The sequence below is a fragment of the Synechococcus sp. R55.7 genome, from assembly GCF_047461955.1.
In the GTDB taxonomy this organism is placed as follows: domain Bacteria; phylum Cyanobacteriota; class Cyanobacteriia; order Thermostichales; family Thermostichaceae; genus Thermostichus.
Map to the genome: position 1 here is coordinate 2,670 of NZ_JANSIC010000006.1, position 10,508 is coordinate 13,177.

The 10,508-nt window shown below is 60.0% G+C and carries 7 protein-coding genes and 1 pseudogene; 2 read left to right on the plus strand and 6 right to left on the minus strand.

Annotated elements, in window-relative coordinates; all coding sequences use genetic code 11:
- The coding region (locus NW820_RS00805) for a site-2 protease family protein (protein WP_414406417.1) at positions 1–1,197 on the minus strand (1,197 nt) is incomplete at its 3' end.
- 322 nt (positions 1,198–1,519) lie between these two features.
- Between NW820_RS00805 and nrdJ the strand changes: the two genes are divergently transcribed.
- Both nrdJ and pheS read left to right on the plus strand, forming a co-directional pair.
- A complete protein-coding gene (nrdJ, locus tag NW820_RS00810) occupies positions 1,520–4,975 on the plus strand; it encodes a ribonucleoside-triphosphate reductase, adenosylcobalamin-dependent (protein WP_414406418.1) in 3,456 nt (1,151 codons plus the stop codon).
- A gap of 128 nt (positions 4,976–5,103) precedes the next feature.
- Positions 5,104–6,105 (plus strand): phenylalanine--tRNA ligase subunit alpha, encoded by a 1,002-nt coding sequence (pheS, locus tag NW820_RS00815; RefSeq protein ID WP_011432376.1) that lies wholly within the window; start codon positions 5,104–5,106, stop codon positions 6,103–6,105.
- A gap of 67 nt (positions 6,106–6,172) precedes the next feature.
- On the opposite strand, the gene NW820_RS00820 is transcribed toward pheS, so the two are convergent.
- The 5 genes and pseudogenes from NW820_RS00820 to NW820_RS00840 all read right to left on the minus strand — a co-directional run.
- Positions 6,173–6,469 (minus strand): PipX family protein, encoded by a 297-nt coding sequence (locus NW820_RS00820; RefSeq protein WP_011432377.1) that lies wholly within the window; start codon positions 6,467–6,469, stop codon positions 6,173–6,175.
- A gap of 191 nt (positions 6,470–6,660) precedes the next feature.
- A complete protein-coding gene (locus NW820_RS00825; protein WP_011432378.1) occupies positions 6,661–7,236 on the minus strand; it encodes a TIGR04376 family protein in 576 nt (191 codons plus the stop codon).
- Positions 7,237–7,432: 196 nt separating this feature from the next.
- The gene (locus tag NW820_RS00830; RefSeq protein WP_011432379.1) at positions 7,433–8,188 is read right to left on the minus strand and encodes an ABC transporter ATP-binding protein; all 756 of its coding nucleotides are present in this window, start codon (positions 8,186–8,188) and stop codon (positions 7,433–7,435) included.
- 54 nt (positions 8,189–8,242) lie between these two features.
- A complete protein-coding gene (locus NW820_RS00835; protein ID WP_414399914.1) occupies positions 8,243–10,030 on the minus strand; it encodes an MBL fold metallo-hydrolase in 1,788 nt (595 codons plus the stop codon).
- Positions 10,031–10,286: 256 nt separating this feature from the next.
- Positions 10,287–10,508: pseudogene (locus tag NW820_RS00840) on the minus strand (cellulose synthase); the annotation flags it as partial.

Below are 10,508 nucleotides of genomic sequence, written 5' to 3' on the forward strand. Positions count from 1 at the left end.
ATCCGGGGATCCCTGCCAAGCCAGACTGGGGGATCCCTCTCCGGCCAGATTGTCCTCCACCTGAAATCCAGGGGGCCATTCTTCGCTATCGCGCACCCGCTGCACCACCTCTTGGGGCAGCACGACCCCCAACTGCCGGGCAGCCATGGCCACCACATCCCCCCGGTCGATCAAGCCAGCAATGGCGCCGGTGGGCGTGAAAACCAAAATGCGGCGGGGTTCTGCCTGGCGCATCATCTGAATTACCTGGGGAATGGGGGTCTCTTCTCGTACCCCCTGCAGTTGCTCCATCGGCTTGAGAATAGCCTTGAGGGTGAGGCGATCCCACTGGCTGCGCTCGATGTCGTTGAGCAATTCTGGCCTGACCAGCCCACGGTAGCGGCCATCTTCCTCAGCAAAATAAACGTCCGCCGGTTGAGTTGGGGCTTCCGGCCTGAGAGAAGAAGGCACCAGATAGCGATCCACAAACTCCCGCAGGCTCATGTTCGCGTCCAAAACCCGAAACTGGCGGGTCATCACATCTGCAGCTTTCAGGCGGGCCAGCACCTGCTGCAGTTGCGCGTACTGGCTGTAGCGGCGGGCGGTGTTCAAAATAAACAGGCCGATCAACCCCACCCAGAGGCCGTTGAGGCTCCCCCAAAATACCACCAGCAGACCTAGCCCCACCAAACCCCAGCCCACCCCCTGGCCGGCTCGGGCCGCCCACAGCATACCCTTTTGCCGATCCCCTGTCCAACCCCAGATGGCCGCCTTGAGCATTTGCCCCCCATCCAGAGGCAGGCCCGGCAGCAGGTTAAACAGGGCAATCGTCAGGTTGATGGCAGCCAAGCTGGTGAGGGTTGAGGCCAGCATCGACTCCGGCACAGCCCAAGCCCGGGCCACGCTGAAGAAAACAAACAGACCCAAGCTGAGGAGAGGGCCTGCCACCGCCACGCAAAAAGCCCCAAGGGGGCGGGGAACTTCCCGCTCAATCGCCGCCATACCCCCAAAAATAAATAGGGTTATCGAGTTAACCCGTACCCCATAGGCGCGGGCCACCAAGCTGTGGGCCAACTCATGGGCCAGCAGAGAAAGAAACAACCCCATCGCCGTCAACACCCCGTAGGAGAGCACCAGCAGGAGGGCCGCCGGGAACCAGGTGTAGTCGATGAAAAAGGGGATCCCCCACAAGCTACCGATGCGCAGGCGACTGGTCATGACGATACAACTCCTTACACAGCTCTCACTGGGGAGAAGGCCCAGGAAGGTGCCGTTGAAGACGACAAGCAGCCCCTTAACTTGGGATCCCTCTCCTCCACTGTAGCCCTTCTGCCGGGCCTTCCGTTCCCTTGCGGCTCCCCCGGCAGACAGCGGGCCTGCCCTATCCCTAGAGGCTCTTAAAGATCTTCTCAGAGCACAACACTACCTACAACACCGGATCCCTGAAGATTGTGATAACGTGGTTGGGCATTGGGTCGGCGGGGTTGCCAACCGGCGCTCAAGAGTCGGAACTACCGAGCTTTGCAGAGGAGGTGTAGCTATGGTGTGGACTTCGTCCCACTCAGGCGAACAGAGCAAAGAAGTACAGGGACTTGATCCCGCTGAAACGACGGGATCCGCGCCTCCAGGCGAGTTTCCGGCCACAGCCCCGGCGGCCAGCCCGGTGTTCTACCGCACCTACAGCCGTCGCCGCCCGGATGGCAACCGCGAGACTTGGGGCGAAGTTTGCGAGCGCACCTTGGCCGACATCGCCCGGCTGGGGCGTTTTACCCCTCAGGAGCGGGAGCTGGTAGAGCGCATGCAGCGGCAGTTGAAGGCGTTGATCTCCGGTCGAGCCTTGTGGGTGATGGGCACCGACTGGATCCAGAAGCCGGAAAACTTCTCCGGTGCCTACAACTGCACCAGTTTGGCGGTGGTGGACTGGCGGGCCTTTGGCCTGATGATGGATCTGGCCATGATGGGCTGCGGCACGGGAGCGGTGCTGGAACCCCAGTTCATCCGCCAGTTGCCCCCCATTGTCAACCGCCTGCGGGTTCACGTGAAGGGATCCATCGGCGCCACCCCTCCCGAAGAGCGGCAGGAACACACCCGCATCCAACGGCAGGGATCCCAGGTGCACATCCAGGTGGGGGACAGCCGCCGCGGCTGGGTGGAGTCCTACCAAGCGCTGCTGGAGCTGGCGTCGGATCCCAGCTTTGGGGGCCAGGTGGAAGTGACAGTGGACTTGAGCGATGTCCGCCCGGCTGGGGAGCGGCTGAAAGGGTTTGGGGGCGTAGCCAACCCCATTAAGCTGCCCGGCTTGTACGAGCGCTGTGCCGCCATCCTCAACAGGGCGGTAGGTCGGCAACTGAACTCGGTGGAGTGCTGTTTGCTCATCGACGAGGCGGCGGTGGTGGTGGTGGCGGGAAACATTCGTCGTAGCGCTGGCATTCGTCAGTTTGCTGCCGACGACCAGCTGGGATCCACCGCCAAAGACAACCTCTGGCAGCAGGACGAAAACGGCAACTGGAGAATTGATCCCGAGCGAGATGCCCTGCGCATGGCTAACCACACGCGGGTGTTTCACCGCAAGCCGACGCGGGAAGAATGTGTTGAGGCCGTGCGGAAGCAGTTTTACTCCGGTGAGGGCGCCATCCAGTGGGCCGGGGAAGCCGTAGCACGGGCCAATTGCGACCTTATCCCACCCGACCTAAAACCCGACTTTCTCAAAGCCTATGAGGCAGGAACGGCCCGAGAATGGCTAAAGGGACGGGATCCCTCCCTAGGGGAAGAGGAACTTCAGGATCGCCTGTGGCGCTATGGGCTGAACCCCTGCGTGACAGCCGATACCTGGGTGCACACGGGCGATGGGCCGCGCCAGGTGAGAGACCTGATTGGGAAGCAGCACAGCACCTATGTCAATGGAGAACTATTCAGTACCACACCGGAGGGGTTCTTCTACTCCGGTACCAAGCCTGTGCTGAAGCTTTTGACCAAGGAAGGGTTCTCTCTGCGGCTGACAGGCAACCATCGGGTTCTCAAAGTCACCGCTCAAACCCAAAAGGCACAATACACCGAGTGGGTACCGGCAGAAAGCCTACAACCGGGCGACCGCATCCTGCTGCACAACCATCGCGATCTCACCCCGTGGGATGGGGCGGGTACCTGGGAAGAAGGCTGGCTTTTGGGGAATTTGCTGGGTGACGGTAGCCTTACGGCAACCCCGTGGAACGACACGGCTTTATTACGCTATTGGCAAGATACCCAAGCCGAAATGAGCCAGTATGCGATTCAGCTTTTGCAAACGGCAGTGGGTTACGAGCCCCGCCAGCCAGAGGCATATCACTATGCGCAGCTTGGGTTGCGGGTTATCGGCTCCAGGGGGTTGGCAAAACTGGCGGCCCAGTTCGGCATGAGGCCCGGACAAAAGCAGATGACAGAGGCGCTCGAAGCCACCAGCTTCCAGTTTCATCGAGGCTTCTTGTGCGGGCTCTTTGATGCGGATGGCAGCGTGCAAGGTAATCAGGAGAAAGGGGTTAGCGTGCGGCTCTCTCAAAGCCATCTGGGTACCCTCAAAGCGGTTCAGCGCATGCTGGCGCGGCTGGGCATCATTGCAGTTTTGTATGAGAATCGCCGTCCTGCTGGATATCGCCTGCTGCCGAACAGTGCTCGCCAACCTGCACCATACGCTTGCAAAGCCCAGCACGAATTGGTTATTGCCAACGACAACTTGCATCTGTTCCAGGAATGGGTCGGCTTTCGGGAACCGCACAAAGCCCAAAAGCTAGAGGCACTGCTGAATGGCTACAAGCGCCAGCTCAACCGAGAGCGGTTTGCTGTGACGGTTGCTGCCCTTGAGGCAGACGGGGTAGAGCCGGTGTATGACTGTACTGTCCCCGGCCCAGCGTGCTTTGATGCCAATGGGTTTGTTGTCCACAACTGTGGCGAGATTATTGGCCACACATTCCATTGCAACTTGGCCGAGATCCACCTCAACCGTTTGGATCCCCACAACCGGCAAGAGCAAGAGGAAGCCTTCACGGCGGGAGCCCTCACGGTGGCAGCCCTACTCCACCACCGCTTTGTGGAACCCCGCTTTCAGCGTTCGCGGGAATGGGATCCCATCGTCGGCGTCTCGTTCACAGGCCTGTTCGACTTTTGCGTCAAAGCCTTTGGGGTTGAATGGCTGCGCTGGTGGCAGGAAGGGAGACCCGATACCCCCATCGGGAAGGAATTCAAGCAGCAGGAGCGGGAATACCTCAGCCGCTGGAAGGAGATCGTCCACCGCGTGGTCTGGGACTACTGCGACCGCCACAGCCTGCGCCGCCCCAACCGCTGCACCACGGTTCAGCCCGCCGGCACCAAGTCGCTGCTCACCAACGCCTCTCCCGGCTGGCACCCGCCCAAAGCCCAACGCTACATCCGCCGCATCACCTTTGCCAAAAATGACCCGGTGGCGCTGGCCTGTCTGGACTATGGCTACTCGGTGGTACCTGCTCAGGCGGACAAAGATGAAAACGGGAACTTGCTCAACGACCCCTTTGATCCCCGCTGTACCGAATGGCTGGTGGAACTGCCTGTGGAAGTAGAATGGGCCAACCTGCCCGGTGCTGGCCAGATCGAGATCGAGCAATTCTCGGCCCTGGCCCAGTTTGACTTCTATATGCAGGTTCAGAAGTACTACACCACCCACAACACCTCCGCCACCATCGAGCTGCGGGAGGACGAGGTGGAAGCTCTGGGATCCCGTATCTACGAAGCCATCCGCGACGACGAGGGCTACATCAGCGCAGCGCTGCTGGCCCGCTTCGATGCCCCCTTCCCCCGCCTGCCTTTTGAGAAAATCGACAAGCCCACCTACGAACGACTGGTGGCCGAGGTCAAAAAGAGACGGCGGACAGATAACTTCTTCGCGGCCCTGGCCCGCTACGACCGCAACTTTACCTTGGCAGCAGAGGGGCCGGCGGGGTGTGATGCTTTGGGGTGTCTGCTGCCAGATTCGGCGCCTCAGAGCTAACCCCCAAATTCTCCCCGCTGCTGGCCATCCCCACTGGCTGGGAAAGCACAGTCAGGCTCCCTCCTGTGATACTTTTATAGGGATTCCCTCAACCCCCAGGGATCCCTTCTGCCCTTGGAATCGGCCCCATGCAAGACGAAAAAGACACGCTTCGCCAACAGCTTCTCACCCTGCAAAGCGAGGCCCTCGCCCAAGTGGAACAAGCTGACGGTCTGGAGGCTCTGGAACAGATCCGCATCGACTACCTGGGCAAGAAAGGTAAGCTCTCCAAAATCTTGGGGGGAATGGGGAAGCTGCCCCCAGAAGAACGGCCTGCCATTGGCGCTTTGGCCAACACCTTTAAAGAGGCCCTCCAATCCAGTCTGGAGCAGCGCAAACAGGCCCTTGGTGAAGCTCAACTGCTGGCCCGCCTAGAAGCAGAGCGCCTGGATGTCACTATGCCCGGGCCCCGTCGGCCTCTGGGGCGGATCCATCCGCTGCAGGCCACCATCGACCGCATGCTCGATATCTTTGTGGGAATGGGCTACACCGTGGTGCATGGGCCTGAGCTCGAGACGGAGTACTACAACTTCGAGGCCCTCAACACCCCTGCCGACCATCCGGCGCGGGATATGCAGGATACCCTCTACCTGGCCAATGGCTACCTGATGCGTACCCAAACCTCCTCGGTGCAGGTGCGCTACATGGAGCAACACCAGCCGCCGCTGCGCATTGTGCATGCCGGTCGGGTGATGCGCCGCGATACCGTGGATGCCACCCACTCCGCTGTGTTTCACCAGATGGAAATTTTGGCGGTGGGCGAGAACCTCACCTTTTCCGACCTGAAGGGCACCCTCAACACTTTCATCACCCGCCTATTGGGCAAGCGAGAAACCCGCTTTCGGCCCAGCTATTTTCCCTTTACCGAGCCTTCTGCTGAGATGGACGTGCGCTTTGGCTCGAAATGGCTGGAAATCTTCGGCTGCGGCATGGTGGATCCCAATGTATTTCAAGCGGTGGGCTACGACCCGGAGCGCTACACCGGATTTGCGGCAGGGATCGGCATTGAGCGGATGGCCATGCTCCTCCACGGCATTCAGGATATCCGCCTGTTTTATACCAGCGACCTGCGCTTTCTGTCTCAGTTTTAGGTGGCTATCTTATCTGAGGAACAAAACCCTCGTCCTGAGCCCTGCAAGACCTTCAGAAAACCCTCTTTCAGGAAAAGGTTTGCTTGTAGATCAACTGCAATTGTTCTAGCTCATCTTGGCGGGCAGCACGGCGCAGCAGGCGCATTTGCTCTTCGATGAGCTGGCGAGCCTCATTACGGCTAATCGGATCGAAGACCAACTCCTCCATGGCAGCAGGATCCCCGCTGTTATCCGGCGGCCTGAAGTAAACCCGAAAAAAGAGCCTTTGGGCGTAGAGAGTGGTGAAGAGAGCCTGATTTTCGTCGACCTGACACAGGCTGTAGAGCAGACCAAATGTGGGGTGATTCAGATACAACTCATTCATGCCCAATAGCGTATCACTCTTGGGGGAGAGGAGAGACTTTTCTTCCCGGTCGGTGCCAGAGAAAGTTCTGGAAATGATGTGGCTATGGCTCTTGAGACCAAGGGCTTAAATCACAAGTTCCGCCCAGCTCGATTTTGGCTGTTGCGACTGGATTCAACATTAGCAAACTAACAAGATTTTGGGTCAGGCTGTTACCGCCGCTGCTGTTCCCGCACCTTCCTCTTCGTGTCATTCAATTCGTTTTCCACCTCTAGCTGACGAAATTGCTCTTCCAATTCATCCCAAGCCTCGAAAGGTTTTCCCCAAGGGCTGAAATTCCGGTCCGGGTTGTCGATGCCTTTGGCTTGCGCGGCTCTTACCTCCTGCAGCTTAGCCTTCACTTCTTGGCGGCGCTGGCGAATTTGCGGCAGCAGCGCTTCCATTTGTTGGATTTTCTCCTTTTGGGCCTTCATTTGACTCCATAGCTGGCTGCCCCTCTCCAACAGCTCAGCCTCCCGGCGTCGCGCTCCTTCGGCTAGATCGGGGCGATTGGCCCGCTGCGCCTTCTCAATGCGAAAGTGCCAGGTTTTAATCTCCTCAGCCAAGTTGAGAATGCTTTTTTGGAGAGCTTCCTCTTGGGCGCGGCTTTCCTGCAACAGCCGCAGGGTATCGGATTCCTGCTGGCGCAACTGCTCATCGAGGGCTTGCAGCTCGATCTCAGGGTGGGCCCTGAGAAATTCCTCCAGGCGGGTTTCCAAAAACCGGATGATATCTTCGATCAGTTTCATGGACGGATCCTCTTCCCAAGCCCTCAGTTGCGTTTAGAGTAGCCCAAGCTGGGCCATCCTAGATAGGGTTATCCCATGCCCGTTTAAGACATTCCCTTCGACCTTCACCCAAAGTGAGGCCAGGGATCCATCCGGCACGCCAGTTCACCGCAACTGGGAACTCTCCTGAACCCAACTGCCCCCAGGCGGATCCCTCTCAATCCAGCAAACGGCCATCCCCAACCCGGATAATGCGCTGGGCGGCCTGGGCTACTTCAAGGTCATGGGTGACCACGACCAGGGTGATGCCCTGCCGGTGGAGCTCCGCAAAAAGGTTCAGCACTTCCTGGCCGGTATGGCTATCCAGAGCCCCAGTCGGCTCATCAGCCAGCAACAGTTGGGGTCGGTTGACAATGGCACGAGCAATCGCCACCCGCTGCTGCTGGCCGCCGGAGAGTTGGGCCGGACGCTGCTGCAGTTTGCTCCCCAAGCCCACTTGTTCTAGGGCTTGCTTGGCCCGCCGGCGTTGCTCCGGCTCCGGGATCCCAGCATAGGCCAAGGGCAGCATGACGTTCTCCAGCGCTGTCAGGACGGGCAGGAGATGGAACTGCTGGAAGACAAAGCCGATTTTTTGGTTGCGAATGTGGGCCAAATCGCGATCGGTCAGGGTGGAAACTTCCACCCCATCCAGCCAGTAGCGCCCTGAGCTGGGCCGATCCAAGCAGCCGATGAGGTTCATCAGGGTGGATTTGCCGGATCCAGAGGGCCCCATAATGGCGCAATACTCTCCCGGCTGGATCGCCAAGTCGATATCGTAGAGGGCCTGAAAACTGCCCTCCGGCAGTGGATAGACTTTGTTCACCCCAACCATCTGCACTACGGGCGGGCTGGCCGCAGCCAAGGCCTCGGCTGGGCGCTCCAGGGATCCGACCGGCCCACGGCGATGATTTGCCCAGGAATCTTGCTCAAGCATGGTTGGCACCGCGACTTGCCCCATTCTAGCCTTTGGGCTTCCCTGGCTTGACGGCTAACCGGAAGAGCGGATCTCCTGCGGCTGATGGTAGGGGCAGCTCCCCTGGGGATCCACCCTGAGGCGGTAGAGGGGGGAACGCTCCTGATCGCAGCGAAAGGCTTGGGCTTGGGAAGTCAAGATCTGGCGGGCAAAGCGACAATTTTGGCACTTTTTGCCACCGTGATGACTGGATACAGAAGGCTGTTTTGGACGCGGCACGATCCCTGCTGGAGAAGGGGCAGCCTCTGCCGGGCGGATCAGCTCCCGTGGAGAAAGGCCGCGCAGCACCAGTTCGGATCCCTGCCAGCGGGCTTCCACCAGGCCGGTATCGGCCCAGGCCGGCCAACGGGGATCCTGGGTAATCTGGGGCGGCAGACGCACCTGTACCCCCGCCAAAGTCCGCGGCGACCCCTGCTCCTGCCAAACTTCTTCCACCTCCCCCTCATAGCGCAAAGGGGGATCCCTGATCTCGGCGGGGGAACCGGCCTTCAGCTCCGCGAGCCTAACTGGGGTTTGTAGGTGCCCATCGGGCAACTCCAGCCAATGCCCAGGCTGAGGGCAGTGGACATGGTAGCGATTGCACAGCTCCGGCAGATCCGCCAGATCCTGAGCCTGCTTGGGGTCGGCGTGAACCAAGACCAAATGCTGGGGGCGAAAGGTGTGGATGATCTGGGTGAGATGCCCGACATCGTTGTGGCTGTGCCAGGTTATCCATTCAACGGCAATGCGGGAGCGCAGCGGCGCCGGCCAACGCTCAAACGGGGTAGCCAGTTCCACCTCTGGCAGCCGCACCAGCAGACAGGAGCGCTGCGGTTGGGCCAACAACCTCGACCAAATTGGATCCCAAGCCTCAGGCCCGGCATCGGCGTCGCACAGCAGCAAGCCTTGGGGCAGAGGATCCGCTTCGGTAAGGGGCTGAACCCGCGGCTGCAGGCGGTCTTCCCAGAACAAGGGCTGGTAGGTGGCGAAATTGCGCACCGGCTCCGGCAGGTAGGTGAGCAAGCGCTCGTAGAGATTGCAGCCTGCCGCCAGCCCCGGCGCCACCCATATCTTGAGCTCTTGGGGGGCTTGGGTAAAGCGGTGGTGGGCTTTGAGGAGAAAGATCAGCTCCTGCCCCAACCCCAACACTGGCAGGGGAAACAGCACCGTTTGCCCCGCTTCCAAGGCGCTGAGCAACCGCTCCACCAGGCGATTTTCCAGGTGACGACGGGGTGGATGGCGGGTGGATCCCAGCGAAGCCTCGATGAGCAACACGTCCGGCTGCCAGTGGCGCAAAGCAATGAGATCCAAGCCGGGGGCAAAGCGAGTTGAGGCCAGGGAACAGTCGCCCGTGTACACGCAGGCTTGGGCCGGAGTGGTTTGGGTATTTTGCAGCAGGGTTGCCGCCGCTCCCGGCAGATGCCCAGCCGCAAAGAAAGTGAGCATCAGATGGGGCAAAATCTCTCGCGCCCGGCCCAAAGGCAGCGCCCGAAAGGGGGGAAAGCGAATGTCCCGGTCGTAGCCTGGCCAAACGCCACACTCCCACAGACCAGCGGCCAAATGAGCAGTCACCGGCGTGGCGTAGAGAGGTACCTGAGGGTAACGACGATGAAAAGCAGGTAGCCCTTGCACATGGTCAAAGTGAGCATGGCTGCAGATTACCGCATCCGGGATCCCTGGCAGAGCCTTAAAGAGGGCAGGAGCGGGCAACCCGCAATCGAGAAGCAAACGGTGGGATCCCATCTCCAGCCAATAGGCACAGCCCTGCTGCCAGGGATCCGTACCCAGGGGGAGCAGTCGAAGGGGGGGTCTCTCTGACTCCACAGGTGTGTCGTTCTGAACCTAGAAGACCGCGTTCAATCCTGCAAACAGGAGGGGCGACTTGGCCAGGGATCCCCCCTCTCCACCGGTACACCTCCCCGGAGAGTTGGAGACAACCTGTGCCGATCCACTTATCCTACACTTCTCACAGCATAGCGTTTGCCCACCATCTGCCGCGGCAGCCTGCCATTTCATCCATGCAGCAGCTGAATGGATGTGGGGATTTGGTTTTGCGATGAACTTGTCTTGGCTTGGCAGCCTATGGGTCGGCGCTCTCTTCTGTCGCCGCAGCGGCGCTGCTGCTGGGAAAAGCAAAGCCGGCAAAATCGTGATCGTCGGGGCGCACCGTCAGGATCATCAGGTTGTAGAAGGCCCAGACCAAGCCAAACAGCAGCTCAGGCCAAGAGGGATCCCAACTGCCGGCAGAACGCAGGGATCCCACCCCCATAGCCAGAAAAGTCAGCACAATAGCCAGAGCCTG